20 protein-coding genes and 1 other RNA gene are annotated in these 25,402 nt (G+C 68.0%); 13 read left to right on the top strand and 8 right to left on the bottom strand.

Going from position 1 to position 25,402, the window contains the following annotated elements:
* Nucleotides 1-56: 56 nt before the first annotated feature.
* Complete coding sequence (gyrA, locus tag VXM69_RS24450) at nucleotides 57-2,660, bottom strand: DNA gyrase subunit A (RefSeq protein WP_034187423.1); 2,604 nt, start codon at nucleotides 2,658-2,660, stop codon at nucleotides 57-59.
* A gap of 526 nt (nucleotides 2,661-3,186) precedes the next feature.
* Here gyrA and ompA point away from each other — a divergent pair.
* The 4 genes from ompA (at nucleotide 3,187) to ssrA (ending at nucleotide 5,822) form a co-directional block, all read left to right on the top strand.
* The gene (ompA, locus tag VXM69_RS24445) at nucleotides 3,187-3,855 is read left to right on the top strand and encodes an outer membrane protein OmpA (protein ID WP_006476579.1); all 669 of its coding nucleotides are present in this window, start codon (nucleotides 3,187-3,189) and stop codon (nucleotides 3,853-3,855) included.
* Between the two features lie 154 nt (nucleotides 3,856-4,009).
* Nucleotides 4,010-4,708, top strand: a complete 699-nt coding sequence (ubiG, locus tag VXM69_RS24440) for a bifunctional 2-polyprenyl-6-hydroxyphenol methylase/3-demethylubiquinol 3-O-methyltransferase UbiG (protein ID WP_034187422.1) — start codon at nucleotides 4,010-4,012, stop codon at nucleotides 4,706-4,708.
* A gap of 13 nt (nucleotides 4,709-4,721) precedes the next feature.
* Nucleotides 4,722-5,435 carry a phosphoglycolate phosphatase gene (gene gph, locus VXM69_RS24435; protein ID WP_367189366.1) on the top strand — a complete coding sequence of 238 codons (714 nt, stop codon included), beginning with the start codon at nucleotides 4,722-4,724 and terminating at the stop codon, nucleotides 5,433-5,435.
* 17 nt (nucleotides 5,436-5,452) lie between these two features.
* Nucleotides 5,453-5,822: a transfer-messenger RNA gene (gene ssrA / locus VXM69_RS24430) on the top strand.
* 276 nt (nucleotides 5,823-6,098) lie between these two features.
* Here ssrA and VXM69_RS24425 read toward each other — a convergent pair.
* The 3 genes from VXM69_RS24425 to VXM69_RS24415 form a co-directional block, all read right to left on the bottom strand.
* Nucleotides 6,099-6,449, bottom strand: a complete 351-nt coding sequence (locus tag VXM69_RS24425; RefSeq protein ID WP_367189365.1) for a DUF4148 domain-containing protein — start codon at nucleotides 6,447-6,449, stop codon at nucleotides 6,099-6,101.
* Nucleotides 6,450-6,810: 361 nt separating this feature from the next.
* A complete protein-coding gene (locus VXM69_RS24420) occupies nucleotides 6,811-7,080 on the bottom strand; it encodes a hypothetical protein (protein WP_049033188.1) in 270 nt (89 codons plus the stop codon).
* Nucleotides 7,081-7,181: 101 nt separating this feature from the next.
* Nucleotides 7,182-8,288, bottom strand: coding sequence for a substrate-binding domain-containing protein (locus tag VXM69_RS24415; RefSeq protein WP_124669189.1), 1,107 nt, complete (start codon nucleotides 8,286-8,288; stop codon nucleotides 7,182-7,184).
* 131 nt (nucleotides 8,289-8,419) lie between these two features.
* Between VXM69_RS24415 and VXM69_RS24410 the strand changes: the two genes are divergently transcribed.
* From VXM69_RS24410 to VXM69_RS24395, 4 genes are read left to right on the top strand one after another with little or no spacing between them, the layout of a single operon-like run.
* Nucleotides 8,420-8,920 (top strand): NAD(P)H-dependent oxidoreductase subunit E, encoded by a 501-nt coding sequence (locus VXM69_RS24410; protein WP_049033191.1) that lies wholly within the window; start codon nucleotides 8,420-8,422, stop codon nucleotides 8,918-8,920.
* Complete coding sequence (locus VXM69_RS24405) at nucleotides 8,917-10,494, top strand: NADH-quinone oxidoreductase subunit NuoF (protein WP_034187416.1); 1,578 nt, start codon at nucleotides 8,917-8,919, stop codon at nucleotides 10,492-10,494. Before VXM69_RS24410 ends, VXM69_RS24405 begins: the two co-directional genes overlap by 4 nt.
* 17 nt (nucleotides 10,495-10,511) lie before the next feature.
* Nucleotides 10,512-13,463: a formate dehydrogenase subunit alpha gene (gene fdhF / locus VXM69_RS24400; RefSeq protein WP_367189364.1), complete on the top strand. Its 2,952-nt coding sequence runs from the start codon at nucleotides 10,512-10,514 to the stop codon at nucleotides 13,461-13,463.
* Nucleotides 13,464-13,470: 7 nt separating this feature from the next.
* A complete protein-coding gene (locus VXM69_RS24395; RefSeq protein WP_200088889.1) occupies nucleotides 13,471-13,722 on the top strand; it encodes a formate dehydrogenase subunit delta in 252 nt (83 codons plus the stop codon).
* A gap of 8 nt (nucleotides 13,723-13,730) precedes the next feature.
* Here VXM69_RS24395 and VXM69_RS24390 read toward each other — a convergent pair whose 3' ends face one another.
* Nucleotides 13,731-15,377 (bottom strand): FAD-dependent monooxygenase, encoded by a 1,647-nt coding sequence (locus VXM69_RS24390; RefSeq protein WP_367189363.1) that lies wholly within the window; start codon nucleotides 15,375-15,377, stop codon nucleotides 13,731-13,733.
* A 58-nt stretch (nucleotides 15,378-15,435) separates the two neighbouring features.
* Between VXM69_RS24390 and VXM69_RS24385 the strand changes: the two genes are divergently transcribed.
* Nucleotides 15,436-17,349, top strand: coding sequence for a tetratricopeptide repeat protein (locus VXM69_RS24385; RefSeq protein ID WP_034187412.1), 1,914 nt, complete (start codon nucleotides 15,436-15,438; stop codon nucleotides 17,347-17,349).
* An 84-nt stretch (nucleotides 17,350-17,433) separates the two neighbouring features.
* Here VXM69_RS24385 and VXM69_RS24380 read toward each other — a convergent pair whose 3' ends face one another.
* Entirely contained in the window at nucleotides 17,434-18,729 is a 1,296-nt protein-coding gene (locus VXM69_RS24380) for an MFS transporter (RefSeq protein ID WP_124669193.1), read from the bottom strand.
* 316 nt (nucleotides 18,730-19,045) lie between these two features.
* On the opposite strand from VXM69_RS24380, the gene VXM69_RS24375 reads away from it, so the two are divergent.
* Entirely contained in the window at nucleotides 19,046-19,987 is a 942-nt protein-coding gene (locus VXM69_RS24375; RefSeq protein WP_367189362.1) for a hypothetical protein, read from the top strand.
* Nucleotides 19,988-20,078: 91 nt separating this feature from the next.
* On the opposite strand, the gene VXM69_RS24370 is transcribed toward VXM69_RS24375, so the two are convergent.
* Both VXM69_RS24370 and VXM69_RS24365 read right to left on the bottom strand, forming a co-directional pair.
* A complete protein-coding gene (locus VXM69_RS24370) occupies nucleotides 20,079-20,768 on the bottom strand; it encodes a DUF2968 domain-containing protein (RefSeq protein ID WP_034187409.1) in 690 nt (229 codons plus the stop codon).
* A 115-nt stretch (nucleotides 20,769-20,883) separates the two neighbouring features.
* Complete coding sequence (locus VXM69_RS24365; protein ID WP_034187408.1) at nucleotides 20,884-22,056, bottom strand: gamma-glutamyl-gamma-aminobutyrate hydrolase family protein; 1,173 nt, start codon at nucleotides 22,054-22,056, stop codon at nucleotides 20,884-20,886.
* Between the two features lie 280 nt (nucleotides 22,057-22,336).
* Here VXM69_RS24365 and VXM69_RS24360 point away from each other — a divergent pair, with 280 nt between their 5' ends.
* The 3 genes from VXM69_RS24360 (at nucleotide 22,337) to VXM69_RS24350 (ending at nucleotide 25,051) form a co-directional block, all read left to right on the top strand.
* Nucleotides 22,337-23,017 carry a GntR family transcriptional regulator gene (locus tag VXM69_RS24360; protein WP_034187407.1) on the top strand — a complete coding sequence of 227 codons (681 nt, stop codon included), beginning with the start codon at nucleotides 22,337-22,339 and terminating at the stop codon, nucleotides 23,015-23,017.
* Nucleotides 23,018-23,024: 7 nt separating this feature from the next.
* Entirely contained in the window at nucleotides 23,025-24,401 is a 1,377-nt protein-coding gene (locus VXM69_RS24355; RefSeq protein WP_034187406.1) for an amidase, read from the top strand.
* Nucleotides 24,402-24,538: 137 nt separating this feature from the next.
* Nucleotides 24,539-25,051, top strand: a complete 513-nt coding sequence (locus VXM69_RS24350; protein ID WP_034187405.1) for a disulfide bond formation protein B — start codon at nucleotides 24,539-24,541, stop codon at nucleotides 25,049-25,051.
* Nucleotides 25,052-25,402: the final 351 nt, after the last annotated feature.

Below are 25,402 nucleotides of genomic sequence, written 5' to 3'. Positions count from 1 at the left end.
GTTGCTCGCCGGCCGCGGCGCTTCGCGCCCGCGGCGGTCAGAGTCTCATCCGTTCTTCAGGCTTCGCCGTCCGACGCCTCGTCGGCCTCGCCATCGCCCTCTTCTGCCTCCGCGATCTGCTGCAGGCCCGAGAGCTTGGTACCTTCATCGAGACTGATGAGTGTAACACCTTGCGTGGCCCGTCCCATCTCGCGAATCTCGGAAACGCGGGTGCGAATCAACACGCCCGCCGTCGTGATCAGCATGATCTGATCTTCGGCGTCGACGAGCGTCGCCGCGACGACCTTGCCGTTACGCTCCGACGTCTGGATCGCGATCATACCCTTCGTGCCGCGGCCGTGACGCGTGTATTCGGTGATCGGCGTGCGCTTGCCGTAGCCGTTCTCGGTCGCGGTGAGCACGGTCTGCTCCTCGCTGCCGGCAACCAGCATCGCGATGACCTGCTGCCCGTCCTCGAGCTGCATGCCGCGCACGCCGCGCGCCTCGCGCCCCATCGGACGCACGTCGTTCTCGTCGAAGCGCACGGCCTTGCCGGCGTCGGAGAACAGCATCACGTCGTGCGCGCCGTCGGTGATCGACGCACCGATCAGGTAGTCGCCATCGTCGAGGCCGACCGCGATGATGCCCTTCTTCATCGGACGGCTGAATGCCTCGAGCGGCGTCTTCTTCACGGTACCGAGCGACGTCGCCATGAAGATGAACTTGTCGGCCGAGAACTCCTTGACCGGCAGCACGACGTTGATCTTCTCGCCTTCCTGCAGCGGGAACATGTTGACGATCGGGCGGCCGCGCGAGTTGCGCGAGCCCTGCGGCACTTCGTAGACCTTGACCCAGTACACGCGGCCGCGGTTCGAGAAGCACAGGATGTAGTCGTGCGTGTTCGCGATGAACAGCGTCTCGATCCAGTCGTCTTCCTTCATCTGCGTCGCCTGCTTGCCGCGGCCGCCGCGCTTCTGCGCGCGGTACTCGGACAGCGGCTGCGACTTCACGTAGCCCGCATGCGACATCGTGACGACCATGTCCTGCGGCGTGATCAGATCCTCGGTGTTCAGCTCGGTCGCGTTCAGCTCGATCCTCGAGCGGCGCGCGTCGCCGAATTCGGCCTTCACCGAAGTCAGCTCCTCGCCGATCATCGTCGTGATCCGCTCGGGGCGCGCGAGGATGTCCAGCAGGTCGGCGATCTGCGCCATCACTTCGCGGTACTCGCCGATGATCTTGTCCTGCTCGAGGCCGGTCAGGCGCTGCAGACGCATCTGCAGGATTTCCTGGGCCTGCGTGTCGGACAGGCGGTACAACCCGTCGCCCTGCATGCCGAACGCCGGGTTCAGGCCTTCCGGACGATACGCGGAACGGCCGCCCGCCGACGCGTTCTCGGCTTCGGCACGGGTCAGCATCTCGCGCACGAGCGACGAATCCCACGGCTTCGCCATCAGCTCCTGCTTCGCGATCGGCGGCGTCGGCGCGGCCTTGATGATCGCGATGAACTCATCGATGTTCGCGAGCGCGACCGCGAGACCCTCGAGCACGTGGCCGCGTTCGCGGGCCTTGCGCAGTTCGTAGATCGTGCGGCGCGTCAGCACTTCGCGTCGGTGCGACAGGAAGCACTGCAGGATTTCCTTCAGGTTCAGCAGCTTCGGCTGACCGTCGACGAGCGCGACCATGTTCATGCCGAACGTGTCCTGGAGCTGCGTCGCCTTGTACAGGTTGTTCAGCACCACTTCCGGCACTTCACCGCGCTTGAGCTCGATCACGACGCGCATGCCGCTCTTGTCGGACTCGTCGCGGATGTCGGAGATGCCTTCCAGCTTCTTCTCGTTGACGAGCTCGGCGATCCGCTCGAGCAGCGAGCGCTTGTTCACCTGGTACGGCAGCTCGTCGACGATGATCGCCATCCGCTGGCCGCGGTCGATTTCCTCGAAGTGGGTGGCCGCGCGCATCACGACGCGCCCGCGCCCGGTGCGGTAGCCGTCGCGCACGCCGGCGACGCCGTAGATGATGCCGGCCGTCGGGAAGTCCGGCGCCGGGATGATCTCGATCAGTTCGTCGATCGTCGCTTCGGGGTTGCCCAGCAGGTGCTGACACGCGTCGACGACTTCGTTCAGGTTGTGCGGCGGGATGTTGGTCGCCATGCCGACCGCGATGCCCGACGAGCCGTTGATCAGCAGGTTCGGGATGCGCGCCGGCAGGACGGACGGCTGCGTTTCGTTGCCGTCGTAGTTCGGCTCGAAATCGACCGTTTCCTTGTCGATGTCGGCGAGCAGCTCGTGACCGATCTTCGCCATGCGAATTTCGGTGTAACGCATCGCCGCGGCATTGTCGCCGTCGATCGAGCCGAAGTTGCCTTGCCCGTCGATCAGCATGTAGCGCAGCGAGAAGTCCTGCGCCATCCGCACGATCGTGTCGTAGACCGCGGTATCGCCGTGAGGGTGGTACTTACCGATCACGTCGCCGACGATACGCGCCGACTTCTTGTACGCACGGTTCCAGTCGTTGTTCAGTTCGTGCATCGCGAACAACACGCGCCGGTGCACGGGCTTCAGGCCATCGCGGACATCCGGGAGGGCACGTCCGACGATCACGCTCATCGCGTAATCGAGATACGAACGGCGCATTTCCTCCTCTAGGGAGGTGGGCAGGGTCTCTTTGGCGAATTGATCCATGTATCCGTATCGTTTCGGAGCGAAGACGGCGAACGCCTTTCGCGTGGGCGCTGCATGCGCAACGCAACGCGAGATTCTAACATGCGCCCATCAGCCGCCAATTCGCGACCCCTCTATATATAAATAGCAAAAATCGCGGCAGCGGCGATTCGACCGACATCGCACGCGACGCGACGTCGCAGGCCATCCCGTCACGCGTGTTTCGCGCGCACGTGTAAACAACAGCACACATTCGCGCAATTTCGCCGACACACTCTTGACAATCTCTAAAAGTTGCGGCAGGGCGGTGTTGCGCATGCACCACAAAGTTGAAGCGATCTTAGGGTGGGGAGGATTTTTTTTCGTAGGAAGGGAACGATATGGCAAAATGCCAACGCACTGAAAGTTAGACGCTGCTCGAAGTCTACACAGAGCGGTGCCGCGTTTTTTGTGCCGCACCAATGTTATACTTCGAGCAATGTATGACTTGTCACCGTCAACAGGCTCGCAGTAAACCTGCGGTAATCTCAATTTCGAGAGGAGAAATATGAATAAACTTTCAAAGCTCGCGTTCATTGCAGCTACCGCAGTTATGGCTGCATCCGCTTCGGCACAGTCGGTGCCGGCGTCGCGTCAAGCCGTCAATGACAACTGGGTGAACGGCACGGGCGAATGGGTGTGGATGAACGGCACGAACGAGCTCTGCTGGCGCGATGCGTTCTGGACGCCGGCCACCGCCAACGCGAAGTGCGATGGCGCACTGGTCGCCCAGGCACCGCAGCCGCCGGTCGCTCCGGTCGCTCCGGCCATCACGAGCCAGAAGATCACGTATCAAGCCGACGCACTGTTCGACTTCGACAAGGCAACGCTCAAGCCGCTTGGCAAGCAAAAGCTGGACGAACTGGCTTCGAAGATCGAAGGCATGAACACGGAAGTCGTCGTTGCAACGGGCTACACGGACCGCATCGGTTCGGACAAGTACAACGACCGTCTGTCGCTGCGCCGTGCGCAAGCCGTGAAGTCGTACCTGGTCAGCAAGGGTGTGCCGGCCAACAAGATCTACACGGAAGGCAAGGGCAAGCGCAACCCGGTTACGACTGGCTGCAACCAGAAGAACCGCAAGCAGCTCATCGCCTGCCTCGCACCGGACCGCCGCGTGGAAGTCGAAGTGGTTGGTACGCAGCAAGTGCAGAAGACGACCGTTCCGGCAAACTAAGCCGCGGTTTTCGACTGCTTCAAAGCCCCGCTCCGGCGGGGCTTTTTCATTGATGCCCGTCCGGGCGCTCGTCGCTTCGCCGCTCGCCTGCTTCTTATATACTCGGGTCTGACGAACCGCAGCACCGCCCTCCTCCTGTAGCCCGTTTGCCGACATGACCAACGCCGATCCGCACGAACTCCAGAAATTCAGCGACCTCGCCCACCGGTGGTGGGATCCGAATGCCGAATTCAAGCCGCTGCACGACCTGAACCCGGTCCGGCTCGGCTGGATCGATGCGCACGCGCACCTGGCCGGCAAACGCGCGCTCGACATCGGCTGCGGCGGCGGCATCCTGTCCGAATCGATGGCCGGACTCGGCGCCCAGGTGAAGGGCATCGACCTGTCGACCGAAGCGCTTGGCGTCGCCGACCTCCACAGCCTCGAAAGCGGCATCATGGTCGACTACGAGGCGATCGCCGCCGAAGCGATCGCCGCGCGCGAACCAGGCACCTACGACGTCGTCACGTGCATGGAAATGCTCGAGCACGTGCCGTCGCCCGGCGATATCGTCGCCGCATGCGCGACGCTCGTGAAGCCGGGCGGCTGGGTGTTCTTCTCGACGCTGAACCGCAACCTGAAGTCCTACCTGTTCGCGGTGATCGGTGCGGAGTACATCGCGCAGATGCTGCCGAAGGGCACGCACGACTACGCGCGTTTCATCCGTCCGTCGGAACTGGCGGGCTTCGTGCGCGCGACCGATCTGCACATCGTGGAGATCAAGGGCATCACGTATCACCCGATCGGCAAGCGCTTCGCGCTGTCGAACGACACCGACATCAACTACCTCATCGCGTGCCGCCGCGGCGCGTGACCTTCCGACCGGCATGACGAATCCCCTTTCGACCGCGCGGGCAGCCGACGAACCGCGCCTGCTGCACTGCGATGCCGTGCTGTTCGACCTCGACGGCACGCTCGCCGACACGGCGCCCGATCTCGCGGCGGCCGTCAACAAGATGCAACGCGAGCGCGGCCTGCCCGAAACGTCGCTCGACGTGTTGCGGCCGCTGGCCTCGGCCGGCGCGCGCGGCCTGCTCGGCGGCGCGTTCGGCATCGATCCGCGCACGCCCGGCTACGAAGCGATGCGCGACGAGTTCCTGGCCAACTACGCGACGGATCTCTGCGTGCATACGGTGCTGTTCCCCGGCATCGGCGACGTGCTCGACGAACTCGATGCGCGCGGCGTGCGCTGGGGGATCGTCACGAACAAGGCGATGCGGCTCACGGCGCCACTCGTCGACCTGCTCGGTCTCGCACCGCGCGCCGCTTGCATCGTCGGGGGCGACACAACGCCGCACCCGAAGCCGCACCCGGCCCCGCTGCTGCACGCGGCCGACCAGTTGACGCTCGCGCCCGCGCGCATCGTCTACGTCGGCGACGACCTGCGCGACATTCAGGCCGGCAGCGCGGCCGGCATGGCGACGGTCGCGGCCGCGTACGGCTATTGCGGCGACGGCGTCGCACCGACCGACTGGCAGGCGCAGCATCTCGTCGATACGACGCAGGAACTGCGCGAACTGCTGCGCGATGTTGGGCTATAATGATTGATCTTATCCGCGGGGGCGACCTGGTTTCGACAGGGGTTGTGAAGCGGCTAGGGCATGTCGAGGACCCGTCACCTCGTTAATCAATGGGAAAATCGTAACTGCAAACGACGATACGTTCGCACTGGCAGCCTAAGGGCCGCCGTCCTCTGCCTAGTTCACTGACGGGCTAGTGTCGCAAGACCGGTAGCAATACCGCCAGAGGTCATTTACGTCAGTTAAGCCCTGTCGGCGTCGCGACGCCAGGGTCGAAAATCTAGCGAATCGCCGTAGTGCAGCGTGTTCGTCCGCGTCGCTGCGGTTAAATCAAAAGACTGGACTAAACATGTAGAACTAGTCGTGGAGCGCTTCTGGACGCGGGTTCGATTCCCGCCGCCTCCACCAAATTCCGCGCTCGTCGCACGAACCCCGCATGACGCAAGTCTGCGGGGTTTTTTGTTGCCGGCGAAACGCATGCCTCCCTCTCCTGCCGAAAAAGCGCCCAGCCACTGACGGACGGGCGGCCGGGCGGAATGCCGCCGGTACTCCGGCGGCAGGAGGTGACGGATGGTCGGCCGCCCCCGCGCAGTCACTCGCTGCGCCTGACGGCGGCCAGCCCGGCTACCGCGGCCCCGGCCACGACGCGTCGTCGCGACCGGTTCGCGCCGGGCGACGCGCGGCTCAACTGCCGCGATACAGCGACTTCATTTCTTCAGCGCTGGCGGGACGCACGCCCATCGCACGCGAACCCGATGCCGATGCGCCCTGCGCCTGTGCGCCGTAGCCGCTGACGTCGGCGCCTTGCGCTTGCGCCAGCGCACGCTGCTGCTCTGCAACCCGGGCCGTCGCGGCCTGGATCGCTTCCGGATAATGCGGATCTTCGCCGCGGGCGGAGTTGTAACCGGCCTGCTGGAGCTGGACCAGTTCGGCACGAACCTGCGCGCGGGTGATCGTCGAGCCCGACTGGGCGAACGACACGACCGGGGCAACGAGCGCAGCGGCAACGACGACGGCTTGAATGAGCGACTTCATGATGACCTACCTCCAGATTTGTCTGTGTTCGCGGTGAACACCTTGTTCATCGCTGACAAACCGAAGTTTATGTAGGCAGATGCTTAAGAATAAGGCAGGTTTCTGGAAGACATCCTTCCTGAATTACGGGTTAACCCTAGATCAATGAGCGGGATGGCCAGACGTGCGTACGGCGGCTCCGCCCGGCACCCCGTTGGATGCGGGCCCGTCGAAAAGCACGAGCCCCGCAAAGCGGTAACGCTTTGCGGGGCTCGACCACCAATAGGCCCGGAATCGACGCTCGTCCACCCGCGGTCAGATGATGGGCAGTCGTGCGAAAGCACGGCGCCTCACCCCGGGCACAAACGCGCCGGTCAGCGCATTACTGGGTATCCATCGGGCACTTCAGGTTGCAGCCGTTCGGGTCACCCAGGTCGCCCTTGCGGCGCAACGCCGACTTCTTGCCGCCCTGGTATTTCTGCGATGGCGCCGACGCCGCGAACGGCATCTGCGGATGCTCGTTCAAACGAAACTGTTCGCTCAGGATGCCGCCCGGCACACCCGGGGAATTCTGCGCGGACGCAAACGGCGAAACGACGACCAGCAGCCCCGCGGTCAACGCTGCCGCGGCGTGGGGAACGGAAAATTTCATGGCGGAATGACGCCTGAACGGCGTGCTTGTTGGAACGTTGATCAAGCGCCAAGCGTAGCGCAAATCCCCCGCTGTTGCAGCGCGACCCGATCGCGTCCCCGTTACCGGGAATTGCCGTGCCGCGCCTGCGCGCCGTCGTCGCCGGCCAGCCCGGCCGCGATGCCCGTCAGCGTGCCGCACGCGGCCGGATCGTAGCCGTCCAGATGCGCGACGCGCTCGACGAAACGTGCGTCGCGCAGCAGCGCCAGTACGCCGGCGAGCGGCCGGGCGTCGAGCCGCGCACGTTCGCATGCGAAGTAATAGTCCTCGTCGACGACCGGGATGAAGTCGAGCCCGAAATGATGCGCGGCCGGCTCGACGCCGAAGCCGAGATCGGCCATCCCGCTCGCGACGAATGCCGCGATCGCCGAATGCGTGAGCTCGGCCGATGCATAGCCGTCGACGCGCTCCGGATCGATGCCGATCGCACGCAGCGCGAGGTCCAGCAACATGCGCGTGCCCGACCCCGGCTGCCGGTTGACGAAGCGGATGTCGTTGCGCGCGAGATCCGCGAGACCGCGGACCTGCTTCGGGTTGCCACGCAGCACGAACAGCCCCTGTTGACGACGCGTCAGGTGGATCAGCACGTGGCGCGTGTCGTCGAGCCACGGCCGGTAGATCTGCGCGCACTGCGCGCGGAACGCGCCGCGCGGCAGATGGAAGCCCGCCAGGTCGCATTCGCCGCGCGAGAGCGCCTGTACGGCCTCGATGCTCTCGCGATACTTGATGTCGACGGCCGCCTGCGCATCGACGAGCGCGGAGACGAGCGTCGCGACCGCGTAGCCGTGCGACGCATGGATGCGCACAGCGCCGTCGCGCTGCGCGAGCCGCCGGTTCAGGTCGCTCGCCACTTCGGCCGCCAGCGTGCGCAAATTCCCGTCGAGCCGGCTGCGCGCGAGGCGCTGCGCATCGACGACCGCCTGCCCGAGCGCCGACAGCGTCGAGCCCTTGCCGCGTGCCGTTTCGATCAACTCGCCGCCGATGCACGCTTCCAGCGCGCGGAGCATGCCCCACGCGTGCCGGTACGACAGCCCCTTGGCCTGTGCCGCCTGCGCAATGCTGCCCGTGTCGGCCACGAGTTCGAGCAACGGCGCGACGTCCGACAGGCTGGCCGACCGGCCTTCCGTGTCGCGTACGGTCAGATACGCGTCGCATTCGATCCGAATCAATTATGCACTCCGATTTCCTATTGCGACCGCGGAATGTTCCGCTTATGGTTGATAAAAATCAATCAGAACGAAGTCGAGATGCGCACTATATGAACTGCAAGCGCATATGAGATTTTGGAGGAGCATAACCGATGTCCCCGAATTCCCCTGCGCCCGACGCGCTCGTCGAGCGTCATGCGCGCGCCGGCCGGTCGCTCGTCGCGATCCTGCACGCGATCCAGGACGACGCGGGCTACGTGCCGCCGGGTTGCGTCGCACCGCTCGCCAAGGCACTCAACCTGTCGCGTGCGGAAGTCCACGGCGTACTGACTTACTACCATCACTTCCGCACCGCGCCGCCCGCGCGCGTGACGATCCAGATGTGCCGCGCCGAAGCGTGCCGCAGCATGGGTGGCGAAACGCTCGCCGCCCATGCGGAGGCGCGCACGGGCTGCCGGTTCGACGCGGCACACGGCGATGCCGCCGCTGCGCGCGCGCCGGACGCCGTCGCGCTCGAATCGGTGTACTGCCTCGGATTGTGCGCGCAGTCGCCGTCGCTGACGGTCAACGGCGTGCTGCACGCGAAGGTCACGCCGGAGAAATTCGACGCGTTGCTCGCCGACGCGGTCGCCCACTCGCAGGAGGCCGCATGACGACCCGCATCTACGTTCCACGCGATTCGTCCGCGCTGGCGCTCGGCGCGGACGCGCTCGCCGCCGCGATCGTCGCGGAGGCCGAACGGCGCGGCGTCGCGATCGAACTGGTCCGCAACGGCTCGCGCGGGCTGCTGTGGCTCGAGCCGCTCGTCGAGATCGGCACGGCCGCGGGCCGCGTCGGCTATGCAAACCTGTCGGCCACCGACGTGCCCGCGCTGTTCGACGCCCACTGGCTCGAGGGCGGCACGCACCCGAGCAGCGTCGGCCTCGTCGACGCACTGCCCTATCTCGCGCGCCAGCAGCGCCTCACGTTCGCGCGGATCGGCCTGACCGACCCGCTGTCGATCGACGACTACCTGCGGTACGAAGGACTCGCCGGCCTGAAGAACGCACTGTCGCTCGACGGCGACGCCGCCTGCGAGACGCTGATCGAATCGGGGCTGCGCGGCCGCGGCGGCGCGGCGTTCCCGGCCGGCATCAAGTGGCGCACCGTGCGGCACGCGCACGCCGCGCAGAAATACATCGTCTGCAACGCGGACGAAGGCGATTCGGGCACGTTCTCCGACCGCCTGATCATGGAGTGCGATCCGTACTGCCTGATCGAAGGGATGATCATCGCGGGCATCGCGACGGGCGCGACGGTCGGCTACATCTACGTGCGCAGCGAATACCCGCACGCGATCGCGACACTCGAAGCCGCGATCGTCCGCGCGCGCGAAGCCGGCTGGCTCGGCGAGCACGTGCTCGGCTCCGCGCACGCGTTCGAGCTGCACGTCGCGAAAGGCGCGGGCTCGTACGTGTGCGGCGAGGAAACCGCGCTGCTCGAATCGCTCGAGGGCAAGCGCGGCGTCGTGCGCGCGAAGCCGCCGCTGCCGGCGCTCGCGGGCCTGTTCGGCCAGCCGACCGTCATCAACAACGTGATCACGCTCGCGACGGCGCCGGTGATTTTCGCGCGCGGCGCGGCGTTCTACCGCGACTACGGGATGGGCCGCTCGCGCGGCACGCTGCCGTTCCAGCTGGCGGGCAATATCCGTCAAGGCGGCCTCGTCGAACTCGCGTTCGGCGTCACGCTGCGCGAACTGCTGTTCGACTTCGGCGGCGGCACGGCCAGCGGCCGGCCCGCTCGCGCCGCGCAAGTCGGCGGCCCGCTCGGCACCTACCTGCCCGACCATCAGTGGGACGTGCCGCTCGACTACGAGGCGTATGCGGCGATCGGCGCGGTCGTCGGTCACGGCGGCATCGTGCTGCACGACGACACCTCGAACCTCGCCGAACTGGCCGAATACGCGATGAAGTTCTGCGCGATCGAATCGTGCGGCAAGTGCACGCCGTGCCGGATCGGCTCGACGCGCGGTGTCGAGACGATCGCACGCATCCGCGACGGCGACACGTCGGAGCGTCAGGTCACGCTGCTGCGCGACCTGTGCGACACGATGCTGGCCGGCTCGCTGTGCGCGATGGGCGGCATGACGCCGTACCCGGTGCTGTCCGCGCTCGACCATTTCCCCGAAGATTTCGGGCTCGCTGCCGGCAAGGATGCCGCAGCGGGTCCGGTCAAGGCCGCGGCCTGACCCAGAAGGAGCCCTGCATGTCCCTCGACACGAACAACGTCCGCCAAGGCGGCTGCGGCTCGGGCCAATGCGCGTGCAAGAGCGCCGCTCAGGCGCGTGCCCGCGATCCGTTCGACGATACCGACTACGGCACGCCGCAACGGCATGCCGACACCGACGTCACGCTCGAAATCGACGGCCAGCCGGTGACGGTGCCGGCCGGCACATCGGTGATGCGCGCGGCGATCGAGGCCGGCGTCAACGTCCCGAAGCTCTGCGCAACCGATTCGCTCGAGCCGTTCGGCTCGTGCCGGCTGTGTCTCGTCGAGATCGAAGGCCGGCGCGGTTATCCGGCGTCGTGCACGACACCCGCAGAAGCCGGCATGAAGGTGCGCACGCAGTCGGACCGGCTGCAGTCGCTGCGTCGCAACGTGATGGAGCTGTACATCTCCGACCATCCGCTCGACTGCCTCACCTGCCCCGCCAACGGCGACTGCGAATTGCAGGACATGGCGGGCGTGGTCGGGCTGCGCGAAGTGCGCTACGGCTTCGACGGCGCGAATCACCTGAAGGACCGCAAGGACGAATCGAATCCGTATTTCACGTACGACCCGTCGAAGTGCATCGTCTGCAACCGCTGCGTCCGCGCATGCGAGGAAACGCAGGGCACGTTCGCCCTGACGATCGCCGCGCGCGGTTTCGAATCGCGTGTCGCCGCGGGCGAAAGCGAATCGTTCATGGCATCGGAATGCGTGTCGTGCGGCGCGTGCGTCGCCGCATGCCCGACAGCCACGCTGCAGGAAAAATCCGTCGTGCAGCTCGGGCAGGCCGAACACTCGGTCGTCACGACCTGCGCGTACTGCGGTGTCGGCTGCTCGTTCAAGGCCGAGATGAAGGGCACGCAGGTCGTGCGCATGACGCCGCACAAGAACGGCCTCGCCAACGAAGGCCACGCGTGCGTGAAGGGACGTTTCGCCTGGGGCTACGCGACGCACAAGGACCGCATCACGAAGCCGATGATCCGCGAGAAGATCACCGCCCCGTGGCGCGAAGTGAGCTGGGACGAAGCCCTCACGTATGCGGCTACGCAATTCCGCAAGCTGCAGCAGAAGTACGGCCGTGACTCGATCGGCGGCATCACGTCGTCGCGCTGCACGAACGAGGAAACCTATCTCGTGCAGAAGCTCGTGCGTGCCGCGTTCGGCAACAACAACGTCGATACCTGCGCGCGCGTGTGCCATTCGCCGACCGGCTATGGTCTCAAGACGACGCTCGGCGAATCGGCCGGCACGCAGACGTTCGCCTCGGTCGGCCAGGCCGACGTGATCGTCGTGATGGGCGCGAACCCGACCGACGGCCACCCGGTGTTCGGCTCGCGGATGAAGCGCCGCGTGCGCGAAGGCGCGAAGCTGATCGTGATCGACCCGCGCCGCATCGACGTCGTCGACGGCCCGCACGTGAAGGCCACGCACCACCTGCAACTGCGCCCCGGCACCAACGTCGCGATCGTCAACGCGCTCGCGCACGTGATCGTCACGGAGGGGCTCGTCGCCGACGCCTTCGTCGCCGAACGCTGCGATACCCGCGCATTCGAGCAATGGCGCGAATTCGTGTCGCGCGACGAGAATTCGCCGGAGGCGACCGCCGACGTGACGGGCGTGCCGGCCGAACGCGTGCGCGAAGCCGCGCGCCTCTATGCGACGGGCGGCAACGCGGCGATCTATTACGGGCTGGGCGTCACCGAACACGCGCAAGGCTCGACGACGGTGATGGGCATCGCGAACCTCGCGATGGCGACCGGCAACATCGGCCGCGAGGGCGTCGGCGTCAATCCGCTGCGCGGCCAGAACAACGTGCAGGGTTCGTGCGACATGGGCTCGTTCCCGCACGAACTGCCCGGCTACCGGCACATCAGCGACGCGGTCGTGCGCGCGCAGTTCGAGCAGGCGTGGTCGGCCACGCTGCAACCGGAACCGGGGCTGCGCATCCCGAACATGTTCGACGCGGCGCTCGACGGCAGCTTCAAGGGGCTCTACTGCCAGGGCGAGGACATCGTCCAGTCGGACCCGAACACGCAACACGTGGCGGCCGCGCTGTCGGCGATGGAATGCATCGTCGTGCAGGACATCTTCCTGAACGAGACCGCGAAATATGCGCACGTGCTGCTGCCGGGTTCGACGTTCCTCGAGAAGGACGGCACGTTCACGAACGCCGAGCGCCGCATCTCGCGCGTGCGCAAGGTGATGCCGCCGCTCGCGGGCTACGCGGACTGGGAAGTGACGCTGCTGCTGTCGCAGGCGCTCGGCTACGACATGCACTACACGCATCCGTCGGAAATCATGGACGAGATCGCGCGGCTCACGCCGACCTTCTCGGGCGTGTCGTACGAGAAGCTCGACGCGCTCGGCAGCATCCAGTGGCCGTGCAACGAGCACGCGCCGGACGGCACGCCGACCATGCACATCGACGCATTCGTGCGCGGCAAGGGCCGGTTCGTGATCACCAAGTTCATTCCGACGCCGGAGAAGGTCACGCAGCGCTATCCGCTGATCCTGACGACGGGCCGCATCCTGTCGCAATACAACGTCGGCGCGCAGACGCGCCGGACCGAAAACGTCCGGTGGCACGAAGAGGACCGCCTCGAGATCCATCCGCACGACGCCCAGGATCGCGGGATCCGGACCGACGACTGGGTCGGCATCGAATCGCGCGCCGGGCAGACGGTGCTGCGCGCGCTCGTGACGGAGCGCATGCAGCCGGGCGTCGTATACACGACGTTCCACTTCCCGGAATCGGGCGCGAACGTGATCACGACCGACAGTTCCGACTGGGCGACGAACTGCCCCGAATACAAGGTGACGGCCGTGCAGGTGCTGCCGGTCGCGCAACCGTCCGACTGGCAGCGTGCGTATGCGCGTTTCAACGCAGAGCAGATCGACCTGCTCGAGCGCCGCGCGGCCACGCCCGACACCGTGACGACAGGCAAGTGAGGCAGCGATGGATCAAGGACACCTGATCGACATGGCCAACCAGATCGGCGCATTCTTCGAATCGATGCCCGATCGCGACGAAGCGCTGGCCGGCATCGCCGACCATCTCCGGCGCTTCTGGGAACCGCGGATGCGCCGCGCGTTGCTCGCCGCGCTCGACGATCCGTCGAGCGAAGGCGCGCAACGCACGGCACCGATCGTGCGCGACGCGGTCGCCGCGCATCGGGCCTCGCTGGTGCCCGCCGCCGCGAGCGTCTGACCGCGCCGCTACGCGGACTGCGTCATGCCCGCGAACCAGGTTTCGCAGTGGCGCAGCAGCGCGTTCGCGTCGGTTGCCGTGCGCCCGCGCACGGCGACATAACCGTCGGGCCGCAACAGGTAGAACGACGGCCGCGAGCGGCCGTATTCCCGCGCCAGGCCGGCGGCGCCATCGCCTGCGGCATCGGTGACGCGCCACGCGCGCACCGCTTCCGGCATGATCCGTTCGAGCCCCTGCCCGAGCGCCCGCGCGTCGGCCGGCATCGGCGGCACCTCGCCGGTATCGGCATCCGCCGGTTCTTCCAGCAGCAACAGCGTGAAGCTCGCCGGATCGTGAAGATCGTATAACCGCGCCGTCCCCGGTGCGCGGCCGAGCGGCCCGTCGAGCACATGCACGAGTGCATCGGGTGCCCGCTCGCCCGCGCGCGGGCCGCCGTCGAGCACGCGCTCGAGCGTGAGCGGACTTTTCCGGTACTGCACGCCGAGCTCGCTGACCGTGCGCCGCACCGCGTCGCGCATCGGCCCGAACGACGCCAGCAGCGGTACGACATGATCGCGCAGCAGCCGCATCGCGCCGCGCTCGGCTTCGACCATCTGCGTGACGAATCCGGTCTGCCGCAACACGTCGCGCTCGATCGGATGGCGCTCCGCGTGGTACGTGTCGAGCAGCCGCTCGGGCGTGCCGGCGCCCAGCACGCGCGCGAGCTTCCAGCCGAGATTGAACGCTTCCTGGATGCCGGTGTTCATGCCCTGCGCGCCGGCCGGGCTGTGGACGTGCGCGGCGTCGCCCGCGAAAAAGACGCGGCCGTGACGCAACCGGTCGACCATCCGGCTATGCAGGTGAAAATAGGACGACCACGCGAGATCGCTCGGGGAGATCGACACGCCGGCACGGCGACGCACGATCGCGTCGCACTCCGCGAGCGTCGGCGTCGGCGCATCGGACGACGCGTCGCTGCCGGGTGGACGGTCGGCCACGAGCCGGTAACGGCCGTCGCCCATCGGAAACAGGCCGGCCATGCCGTCGGACGACGTGAACAGGTGGATCTCTTCGTCCGGCCAATCGGGGATCGCCGCGAAATCGGCAAGCAGGAACGTCTGTTCGAACGCCTGCCCGGCAAAGCCCAGGCCGAGCAGATGCCTGACCGTGCTGTGCGCGCCGTCCGCCGCGATCAGGTACGACGGCGCGAACGACTCGTCGCGGCCGTCCGCGTGGCGGATCGACACGTCGAGCGACGTGCCGCCCGCGTCGCACGCGGTCAGCGTCGCGCCGCGCTCGACCGTCACGCCGAGCTGCGCCAGGTGTTCGGCCAGCAGGCGCTCGGTGATGCTCTGATCGAGAAACAGCAGATACGGATAGCGCGTTTGCAGCGGATCGAAATCGAGCCGCGCGATCTCGCGGCCGTCGGCATGCAGCGCGGCCGCATGCGCGCGATGACCGAGCGCGAGAAACGGTTCGACCGCGCGATGCTGCTCCAGCAGCTCGAGCGTGCGCGCCTGGATGCCGATCGCGCGCGAATACGGCGCGGGCGCCGCGAGACGATCGATGATGCGCACCGGCACGCGGGCCCGCGCGAGGCTCATCGCCGCGGCGAGACCGGTCGGCCCCGCGCCGACGATCAGCACGGGTGGGATATCGGACAGTGTGTCAGCCATGAGAACCTCGATGACACGCGACCCTGCCAGTCTACGCCGCTCCGCGTGACGGGGCCATATGCCGACCGGCCGACCGGCGGCCCCCCCGCGCGGTGTGGGAAAATACGCGCTTTCCGTCAGTTTTCGCGTCATGGATTCCGCATTCGACCGGGCGTACGCCGCACACCGCGCAGGCCGCCTCGCCGAGGCCGAGCACGGCTATCGCAACGCGCTCGCCTCCGACCCCGCCAACGCCGACGCGCTGCACCTGTTCGGCGTGCTGCGGCACCAGCAGGGCCAGCATGCCGAAGCGGCCGACCTCGTCGGCCGCGCGGTCGCGCTGCGCCCGGACGATGCCGCGCTGCAGCTCAATCTCGGCAACGCGCTGAAGGCGCTCGGCCGGCTCGACGAAGCGATCGACCGCTTTCGCAACGCGCTGACGCTCGCGCCCGAATTCCCGCTCGCGCACTACAACCTCGGCAATGCGTATGCGGCGCTGCAGCGTCACGACGACGCGATCGATGCGTTCGGCCGCGCGCTGCGGCTCACGCCCGACGACGCATCGATCCACAACAATCTCGGCAACGCGCTGAACGCGCTCGGCCGCCATGACGATGCGCTCGCCGCGTTCGGTCGCGCGCTCGAACTGCGGCCCGGGCATGCGGGCGCGCACAACAACCTCGCGATGGCGCTGAACGCGATGGGCCGCGCCGACGACGCGATCACGCACTTCCAGGCCGCGATCGCCGCGCAGCCGCGCTTCGTCGCCGCGCATTTCAATCTCGGCAACACGTTCGACGCGGTCGGCCGGCATGCGGAGGCGGCCGCCGCGTTCGAAGCGGCGCTCGCGCTGCACCCGCCGTTTCCGCTCGCGCTGTTCGGGCTCGCGAACGCCCTGTGCGCACAGGGGCGCCACCGCGACGCACTGCCCTACTACGAGCGCGCGGTCGGTCTCGATCCGTCGTTCGGCCTCGCGTGGCTGAACCTCGGCAACGCGCATCACGCGCTCCGCGCATACGAGATGGCACTGCGCGCGTTCGACCAGGCACTGCGCGTCGCGCCCGATCTCACGCTCGCGCGGCTGCACCGCGCGGTCACGCTGCTGACGCTCGGCGACTTCACGCGCGGGCTGCCGGCCTACGAAGCGCGCCACGAGACGCCCGGCGCGACGTCGCTCGGCACGCTGCCGCGCTGGCAAGGCGAGCCGATTGCGTCACGCACGCTGCTGATCCGTGCGGAACAGGGGTTCGGCGACACGCTGCAGTTCGTCCGCTTCGTGCCGCTTGCCCGCGCACGCTGCGCGCACCTCGTGCTCGAAGTCCAGCCGGAACTCGTGCCGCTGCTGGCGCCGGCCGCGTCGCGCTGGCGCGTGACGCTCGTCGCACCGGGTGCCGCCAGGCCGCCCGCGGCGGATGTTGCCTGCACGCTGATGAGCCTGCCGTTCCTGCTCGGGCTGCAGCCGGACGACATCGTCGGCGGCTCGCGCTACCTCGATGCGCCCGACAGTGCCCGTCGGCGCTTTCGCGGCTCGCTCGGCGGGCAGTCGAAGCGCAAGTTCGGGCTTGCCTGGTCGGGGCGCCGGCAGGCGCAGGAAAACCGCTCGATGCCGTTCGATGCGCTCGCGCCGCTGCTCGCGCTGCCGGACATCGACTGGATCGTGCTGCAACCCGCGCTCGACGACGACGAACGCGCGCGCGTCGACGCGCATCCGCGCGTGCATCGCTTCGACGGCCGGTTGAACGACTTCGCCGACACGGCTGCGCTGATCGAGCGGCTCGACGGCGTCGTCACGATCGACACGGCCGTCGCGCACCTCGCGGGCGCCCTCGGCAAGCCGCTGTGGGTCATGCTGCCGTTCGCGCCCGACTGGCGCTGGTTCACCGGCGACGACTGCCCGTGGTATCCGCAGGCCCGGATCGCCCGCCAGCCCGCGCCGGGCGAATGGCTCGACGTCGCGGCCACGGTTGCCGGCCAGTTGCGACGCGACGCCTGAACGCAGACGAAAAAAGGGAGCGCGGTGCGCTCCCTTTTTCAATGCGATCCACGCGGCCCGTGCCGCGCGACGGAATGGTGCCCGTCAGGCCGCCTTATACTGGTTGCGCGCTTCGGACGTGCGATACAGCACGAGCGTCGCGATCAGCCCGCAGATGGCCGCCACGCTCAGCCACAGTCCCGGCGCCGCCTTGTTGCCGGTCTGGTGGATCAGCAGCGTCGAGATCGCGGGCGTGAAGCCCCCGATCGTCGTCGCCAGGCTGTACGCGAGCGAGAAGCCGGCCGTGCGCACGTCGGCCGGCATCACTTCGGTCAGCGCGACGACCATCGCGCCGTTGTACGACCCGTACAGGAACGACAGCCACAGCTCGACCGCGAGCAGCCTCAGGAACGACGGATCGCCGACGAGCCACAGCACGGCCGGGTAAGCCGTCAGCAGCGTCAGCACGGTGAACGCGATCAGCACGGGGCGGCGGCCGACACGGTCGGACAGCGCGCCGGACAGCGGCAGCCACACGAGGTTCGAAACACCGACGCAGACGGTCACGACCAGCGCGTCGAGCGACGACAGGTGCAGCACTTCCTTGCCGAAGGTCGGCGTATACGCGGTGATCATGTAGAACGACACCGTCGTCATGATCACCATCCCCATGCCGGCGACCACGACGCCCCAGTTATCGAGCATCGAGCGCATGATCTCGCCCATCGTCGGGCGATGACGCTTCGCGAGGAATTCGTCGGTCTCCTTCAGCGAACGGCGGATCAGGAACAGGAACGGCACGATCAGGCAGCCGATCAGGAACGGGATGCGCCAGCCCCACGCGGTCATCTCCTCGGCAGGCAGTACGCGATTCAGCAGCACGCCGACGAGCGCGGCGAACACCACCGCCACCTGCTGGCTGCCCGACTGCCACGACGTATAGAACCCCTTGTGGCCCTTCGTCGCGATCTCCGACAGGTACACCGACACGCCGCCGAGTTCGACGCCGGCCGAGAAACCCTGCAGCAGCCGGCCGAGCAGCACGAGCACCGGCGCGAGCACGCCGATCGTCGCATAGCCCGGTATCGCGGCCACCGCGAGCGTGCCGATCGCCATCAGCCCGAGCGTCAGGATCAGCCCCTTGCGGCGGCCGTGATGGTCGATGTATGCGCCGAGCACGATCGCGCCGACCGGCCGCATCAGGAAGCCGGCGCCGAACACCGACAGCGACAGCATCAACGACGCGAATGCGTTGCCGCTCGGGAAATAGGTTTTCGCGATGGCCGACGCGTAGTACCCGTAGACCATGAAGTCGTACATTTCCAGGAAGTTGCCGCTGACGACCCGGAACACGGTGCGGACTTTCGATTCCTGCGCGATGGCGTGTGACGCTGTGGACATGTTTTTCTCGCTCAGCTCGGATGGCGCGAATGCGCGCCGCATGGACCCGGCGATGCGCGCCGCGCCGGGCCGGCGCGCACGGGCATCGCTGCCCGCCGGTGGCGCATCGCACAACGACGCTTGCACCGGCATGGTTCGCGAATGATGCCACGCGAAGCCGACATTTGCCTTGGAGCGCCGCTGTCGTTGCCTTCGTGGCATTCGCCTCGTACGAGTCGCCCTGAAACGGGCAAAAGAATCAGATTGATCTGATCGACCGGCCTTCGCCGGCTGACCACAATGTCACGATTTGCGACGACATGTCCGCGCCGCCCTCATGACCCACTCGCCTCTTGTCCCCGTCGAAGGCGCGCTCGCCCGCCCTCGCGTCGCCCCGCTCGACCACGTGCCGCCGTTCGGCCGCGATTGGAAGTTTCGCGGCGCACCCGGTGCACGGCCCAGCAAGAACTGCCTCGCGACGCTGACGACGTCCTGCATCGACGTCGACCGGCCGCACCGCGAGTGCCGCTGGCAGCCGACGACGGCGGCCGGATCGCTTGCCGCGCCCGTCGTCGCCGGCCGGCGCGTCCCGCGTCCTTCAGGCAACCGCCGGGACCGGCGCGCGATATACGCAACCTGCTGGAGCATCGGCGCGTTCGGCATCATCGGCTGGCTGATCGCCGCGCATGAACCGTTCACGGGTTTCGGGCCTGCATACGCGCTTCAAGCGGCCGACGGTGCGCGCGGCCATGCAACGTTTTCGACCGGTACCGTACGGGTCGCGCCGGTTCAGCCGGACACGCCGGCGCACACTTCACCGCAGCACACGGCAGCAGCGCCAACGGCGAAAACTGCGGCGCCGCGATCGGCCGCGCATCGCGCTACGCGTCGCCCGGCGCCGCTTCAACCGCAGGCAAGCTCCGGTGTCCAGCGCGCTGCGACGCCACCACCGGCGTCCCCGCATCGAACCGCCGGCTCGCGCATGGCAGCGGCGCCGGCCCGGACACCAGGCAACGCGCATGTGGCGGCGCGCCGTCCATCCGGCATCGAACCACCGCGCGCCCAAACACGCGATCGGCTCGCCCCGCCGCCGCATGCAACGGACACACGCGAAGCCGGCGCCACGCCGGACGATCCGCTCACGCTCATCGCGACGGCAAACGCGCTGCGCATCACCCAGCCTGAGCGTGCCATGCACGCCCCCGCCGCCGGGTTCGACTGGACGTCCCGGCTGTCCCACCGCCGACTGACCGATACGCCCGACGCGTTCGCACACTGACGACGCCCCATCCCGGGCCCGCCCAACAAAAAACCCGGCGAAGATCGCTTCGCCGGGTTCCAGTGGTATTCGCCGTGCGTCCGACGAATCCTTACTTGTGCGCGGGCAGCCCCGACTCGGTCTGCTTCTCGAGTTGCCGCACCTGCTCCTGCAGATCGCGCAACTGCATCTGCGCGGCACGCTTCTCGACCTGCAGCGCCTGCGTCTGTTCCTGCGCCGACTTCTGGCGCTGCGCGACTTCGGCCTGCTGGCTGCGCGCGACGCTCAGGTCCGCCTGCAACTGCTGCGCGCGGTTCGCCTGCAGCGCGATCACGCGTTCGAGAAAGGCTTTCTGCGCCTGCAGTTCGGTACGGCGGATCTCGATATCGGCGAGTTGCACGGTCTGCTGGACGAAGTTTGCGTAGACCATCTCCGCGCGGTTCTTTTCCTGCGACCGGATCACGCGCCACAGATTCTTGTCCTGGAACAGCGCGACGTAGTACGTCATCTCGCGCGGATCGAACATCAGGCTCGCGCCGTAGCTGCCGTTGTACGTCGTGCGCATTTCGACGATCCGGCCGTCGTGCAGCATCCGCGTCAGCTCGGCGACGTTGCCTTGCGCGGTTGCGTCCGTCGCGGCCGGCGCCGGCGCCTCGGCACCGCTCAGGCTCGTGACTGCCGGGCGCGTTCCGGCGACGGGTGCGGTCGCGTCGGCCGACCAGGCCGCGCCCGCTTGCGCGCAGGCAGCCAGCGCAACGATCCACGCAGCGCATCGTGCAGGGGAAATATTTCGGAAAGCCAACGTCGGACTCCGGCGAACGAATCGGAACTCGCGATTATCGTTCAAAAAGAAACGGCCGCATCTCGAATTTATCGGGAAGCGGCCGGCCTTCGGACAACGCACGAAATACGGCTGGCTACAGACGCGTTTCACGCGCCGCGCGCAGGAATGCATCGAGCAGCGGCGTGCAGTCGAGCAACTCCGCGCCGCCCGCACGATGGAACTCGGGGTGCCATTGCACGCCAACGACGAACGGCGAACGACGATGGCGGATGCCCTCGATGATCCCGTCGCCGGCCGACACGGCCTCGATGTTCAGGTCGCGGCCGAGATCGCGGATCGCCTGGTGGTGGATCGAGTTGACGATCGCTTCGCTGCGCCCGGGGAACATGCTCGCCAGCGTCGACGTGTCCGGGAAGCGGATCGCGTGACGATGCTGGTCGTAATGCTCGCTCACGTGCGCATTCGCGGTCGGCACATCGGTGGCGATGTCCTGGTACAGCGAGCCGCCGAACGCGACGTTGATCAGCTGGCAGCCGCGGCACACGCCGAGGACGGGTTTGCCGGACTCGACGAATTCATGCAGCAGCTCGAGTTCGTACATGTCGCGCACGCGATCGCCCGGCCATTCGGGGCGCACATCCGAGGCCGCGTAGGTTTGCGGCGACACGTCGGCCCCGCCTTGCAGCAGCAGGCCGTCGAGATGCTTCGCGTAGTCGCGCAGACGGATGTTGCTCGGGTGGATCATCCCCTGGTGGCCGACGGTCGGAATCATGAACACGAGCACGTCGCGCGACATCACCCAGTGGGCGATCGATTCCTCGAGATACTGCAGCGTCTTGCCGCGCAGCCCTTTCGCACCCGGTTCCGGATGGAAGATCCGCGCCGACACGCCGATGCGCAGCGTGCGTTGCGTGATGCGCTGGCCGGCGCGATCGAACAGCCGGCGCGCCCGCGCCGCGACGATCCGGCCGAACACCGACCATGGCGTGTCGCTCTGCTTCAGGTAGGCCGGCGGCGCATTCTGCGCGCTCGCGGGCGGCGGCCGCGACGTTTCGAAATCCGGCGGCGCACCGAAGCCGGGAGGCGGCGCACCCGGCTTCGGCGGTGCGACCGCGCCATCGGGGGCGCCGGGCGCACCGGGCTCGGACGCGGTTGTGACCGGCGACGCGCCGTCCACGGCGACGTTCTGCGCGGCGGCTTGCGCGGCCGGCGCATCGGGCGTTTTCGCCGGCTCGGGACGGAGGGAATCGGAGGAAGCGGAAGAGGTGCCGGGCAGACCGGCCGGGGAAGGCGTGTGTTCGCTCATGACGATGGTCTGGTACGTCGCTCACGCGTATGGATAGACGAGGATTCATTATGCTTCAGTGCACGATCGTGCGGCAAACCCGCAACATCCTGTCGCCATTGTTGCAAGTGGTTGCCGGCGGCGCCGGGGCGTGTCCCCCGGCCGCGCGCCCGCACCGACGGCGTCTCGTCGCCCGCACTGGACATCAGTGATATATCACAATAATATCCAGACATCGTCCACGCCTCCCGATCGCCCGCGCCATGATCGCGCCCCGCCCGGCCGCCGCGCCGCTCCTCGCATGAATACCCTGACCGACGTCACCCGCGACCGGTTCGCCGCGCCGGCGGCCAGCCTCGCCGACCGTGCGTATGCGCTGATCCAGCGCGACATCATCACGATGCGCCTGAAGCCGGGCGCCGCGCTCAACGAAGCCGACCTCGTCGCGCGCACGGGGATCGGCCGCACGCCGGTGCACCAGGCCGTGCATCGGCTCGTGCTCGAGGGGCTGCTGTCGGTGATGCCGCGCAAGGGCTTGATGGTGCAGCCGCTGTCGCTCGACGACATCGTCGCGGTGATCGACGTGCGGCGCATCAATGAAGCGCACTGCGCCGAACTCGCCGCGCGCCACGCGACGCCGGACGATCTCGCGCGCCTGGCCGCGCTGCTCGACGACGGACAGGCCTGCGTCGACACGCATGACGTGGAGGGGATGATGGAACTCGACCGCGCGTTTCACCAGGCGATCGCCGCGGCCGCGCGCAACGCGGTCCTCGCCGAGATCCTGCGCGCGCTGCACGAGCGCTCGCTGCGCTTCTGGTTCGTCACGCTGTCCGAACCGCATCATCTCGCCGACGTCCAGCACGAACACCGCGCGTTGTTCGACCGGCTGTCCGCCCGCGACGCCGCCGGCGCGCGCGACGCCGTCGAGCGCCATATCGATTCGTTTCGCTCCACCCTTCTTCAACATCTTCGCCCCTGAGCCGCTCATGACCACGTTCACGCCGTTCCCCCCGCTCGCCCAGCTCGCCGCCGACCTCGCGGCCGGCCGCACCACGAGCCGCGCGCTCGTCGATACCGCGCTCGACCGGATCGCCGATCCGTCGGGCCAGGGCGCCGTCGTCTTCACCGAAGTCGACGCCGACAACGCGCGCGCGGCCGCCGACGCGCACGACCGGCTGCGCGCCGCGGGCACCGTGCTGTCGCCGCTCGCGGGCATCCCGGTGTCGGTGAAGGACCTGTTCGACGTCGCGGGCCAGGTGACGCGCGCGGGTTCGCGCGTGCTCGACGGCGCGCCGGCCGCGCGCACCGATGCAGTCGCCGTCGCGCGGCTCAAGCGTGCGGGCGCGGTGCTGGTCGGCCGCACCAACATGAGCGAATTCGCATTCTCGGGGCTCGGGCTGAATCCGCACTTCGGCAATCCGCGCTCGCCGTACCATCGCGACGTGCCGGGCGATGCGCGGATTTCCGGCGGTTCGTCGTCGGGCGCGGCCGCGTCCGTCGCCGACGGGATGGCCGCCGTCGCGCTCGGCACCGACACGGGCGGCTCGATCCGCATTCCGGCCGCGCTGTGCGGGCTGACGGGCTTCAAGCCGACCGCGAGCCGGATCCCGACGCAAGGCGGCGTGCCGCTGTCGACGACGCTCGACTCGTTCGGCCCGATCGGCCTGACGGTCGCGTGCTGCGCCCTCGTCGACCGGATGCTCGCGGGCCTCGAGCCGCACGTGCCGGCCGCCCGGCCGCTCGAAGGCGTGCGGCTCGGCGTGCTGACGAACTACGTGACGGATGGCGTCGACGCCGACGTCGCGGCCGCGCTCGACACCGCGCTCAAGCATCTCGAAGCCGCCGGCGCGATCGTCACCGACGTGCGCTTCGCCGCGCTCGACCGGCTGCCGGAGATCAACCGCTTCGGCTTCTCGCCGATCGAGGCGTACGCCTGGCATCGGCCGCTGCTCGCCCGACATCGCGACCAGTACGACCCGCGCGTGCTGACGCGGATCCTGAAGGGCGAACCCGCGAGCGCGGCCGACTATCTCGACCTGCTCGCCGCGCGCGCCGCGATGCTCGACGAAGCCGCGCACACGGTCTGGGCGCGCTTCGATGCGCTCGTCGCGCCGACGGTGCCGGTCGTGCCGCCGCGCATCGCCGACCTCGAAACGGACGACGACGCGTTCACGCGCACCAATGCGCTGATCCTGCGCAACCCGAGCGCGTTCAACTTCCTCGATGCGTGCGGACTGTCGCTGCCGTGCCATCCGCGCGACGCGGCGCCGGTCGGCCTGATGCTCGCGGCGGCGCCGCATCGCGACGACGCGCTGCTCGCGATCGGCCAGGCGGTCGAGGCCGTGCTGAACACGATCCGCTGACCGCATCGCCGATCGCCGGCGGGCGATGCGCGCGGTGCGGCAGGTTGCCGCACGCGCGCTGTCAGTTTCGTGCCAGACCGTTCGCGCTAAAATCGCGCGATTGTTTTCCGGACCGACCGACGAGGAACCCCGCCGACATGAACGACTACACGCTTGCGCTACGCCGTGAACGCCGCCTGCTGATGCTGCTCGGATGGGCGTGCATCGCCCTGCTGGCCGGCGCGCTGTACCTGCAGTACGTGAAGAACGAAGATCCGTGCCCGCTGTGCATCATCCAGCGCTACTTCTTCTGCGCGATCGGGATCTTCGCGTTCCTGGCCGCCGGGATCCGCAACTGGCGCGGCATCTGGGTGCTCGAGCTGCTGATCGCGATCGCCGCGGCCGGCGGTGTCGGCACGGCCGCGCGGCACCTGTCGATCCAGATGAATCCGGGCTTCAGCTGCGGCTTCGACACGCTGCAGCCGATCGTCGACAGCCTGCCGCCCGCGCAGTGGTTCCCCGGCATGTTCAAGGTCGCCGGGCTGTGCGAGACCGTCTACCCGCCGATCCTCGGCATCCTGCTGCCCGGCTGGGCGCTGATCGGCTTCGCCGTGATCCTGGCCGCGGTCGTCGCGAGCCTCTGGCGTCATCGCCGCAAGCTCGCCCGCTGACCGGCCGCTGTTGCGGCCGCCGGCAAGTGCGGCCCGGCCGATCGGGCCGCACGCCGATGACGCGAACCGCCGCTTCCGCCCGCCCTGCCGGCCGGCCGCGCGTAAACCCCTACTCCGCCGCCGCCCGGATCGCCGGGCGAACGCGCGTCGCGCAACCGACGCGCCCCCGCCCCGTCACGCATGCGTTTCGGCCCGATGCGCACGCATCGGCGCCCCGATCCCGCGCGGCGGGCCTATGATCGACATGATCGCCTCCTGATAGCCCGGATCACTGCCCGGCCATGTTCGCGCCGCGCGGCGATGCTATCTTCGGGACTGGATGGCGATCTACGTGCGCGAGGCCAGGCGGTC

This window comes from Burkholderia sp. Ed8 (assembly GCF_040761425.1).
GTDB classification, from domain to species: Bacteria; Pseudomonadota; Gammaproteobacteria; order Burkholderiales; family Burkholderiaceae; genus Burkholderia; species Burkholderia seminalis.
Note: the sequence above shows the minus strand (reverse complement) of the source record. Positions and strands in the feature narration are given on the sequence as shown.

Bases quoted from the DNA above. Each gene is read 5' to 3' on its own strand.
- gyrA (WP_034187423.1), bottom strand. From the start codon at position 2,660: ATGGATCAATTCGCCAAAGAGACCCTGCCCACCTCCCTAGAGGAGGAA.
- VXM69_RS24350 (WP_034187405.1), top strand. From the start codon at position 24,539: ATGAACGACTACACGCTTGCGCTACGCCGTGAACGCCGCCTGCTGATG.
- VXM69_RS24385 (WP_034187412.1), top strand. From the start codon at position 15,436: ATGCCGACCGGCCGACCGGCGGCCCCCCCGCGCGGTGTGGGAAAATAC.
- VXM69_RS24360 (WP_034187407.1), top strand. From the start codon at position 22,337: ATGAATACCCTGACCGACGTCACCCGCGACCGGTTCGCCGCGCCGGCG.
- ompA (WP_006476579.1), top strand. From the start codon at position 3,187: ATGAATAAACTTTCAAAGCTCGCGTTCATTGCAGCTACCGCAGTTATG.
- VXM69_RS24395 (WP_200088889.1), top strand. From the start codon at position 13,471: ATGGATCAAGGACACCTGATCGACATGGCCAACCAGATCGGCGCATTC.
- VXM69_RS24380 (WP_124669193.1), bottom strand. From the start codon at position 18,729: ATGTCCACAGCGTCACACGCCATCGCGCAGGAATCGAAAGTCCGCACC.
- VXM69_RS24425 (WP_367189365.1), bottom strand. From the start codon at position 6,449: ATGAAGTCGCTCATTCAAGCCGTCGTCGTTGCCGCTGCGCTCGTTGCC.
- fdhF (WP_367189364.1), top strand. From the start codon at position 10,512: ATGTCCCTCGACACGAACAACGTCCGCCAAGGCGGCTGCGGCTCGGGC.
- VXM69_RS24420 (WP_049033188.1), bottom strand. From the start codon at position 7,080: ATGAAATTTTCCGTTCCCCACGCCGCGGCAGCGTTGACCGCGGGGCTG.
- VXM69_RS24375 (WP_367189362.1), top strand. From the start codon at position 19,046: ATGACCCACTCGCCTCTTGTCCCCGTCGAAGGCGCGCTCGCCCGCCCT.
- VXM69_RS24390 (WP_367189363.1), bottom strand. From the start codon at position 15,377: ATGGCTGACACACTGTCCGATATCCCACCCGTGCTGATCGTCGGCGCG.
- VXM69_RS24355 (WP_034187406.1), top strand. From the start codon at position 23,025: ATGACCACGTTCACGCCGTTCCCCCCGCTCGCCCAGCTCGCCGCCGAC.
- gph (WP_367189366.1), top strand. From the start codon at position 4,722: ATGACGAATCCCCTTTCGACCGCGCGGGCAGCCGACGAACCGCGCCTG.
- VXM69_RS24365 (WP_034187408.1), bottom strand. From the start codon at position 22,056: ATGAGCGAACACACGCCTTCCCCGGCCGGTCTGCCCGGCACCTCTTCC.
- ubiG (WP_034187422.1), top strand. From the start codon at position 4,010: ATGACCAACGCCGATCCGCACGAACTCCAGAAATTCAGCGACCTCGCC.
- VXM69_RS24405 (WP_034187416.1), top strand. From the start codon at position 8,917: ATGACGACCCGCATCTACGTTCCACGCGATTCGTCCGCGCTGGCGCTC.
- VXM69_RS24410 (WP_049033191.1), top strand. From the start codon at position 8,420: ATGTCCCCGAATTCCCCTGCGCCCGACGCGCTCGTCGAGCGTCATGCG.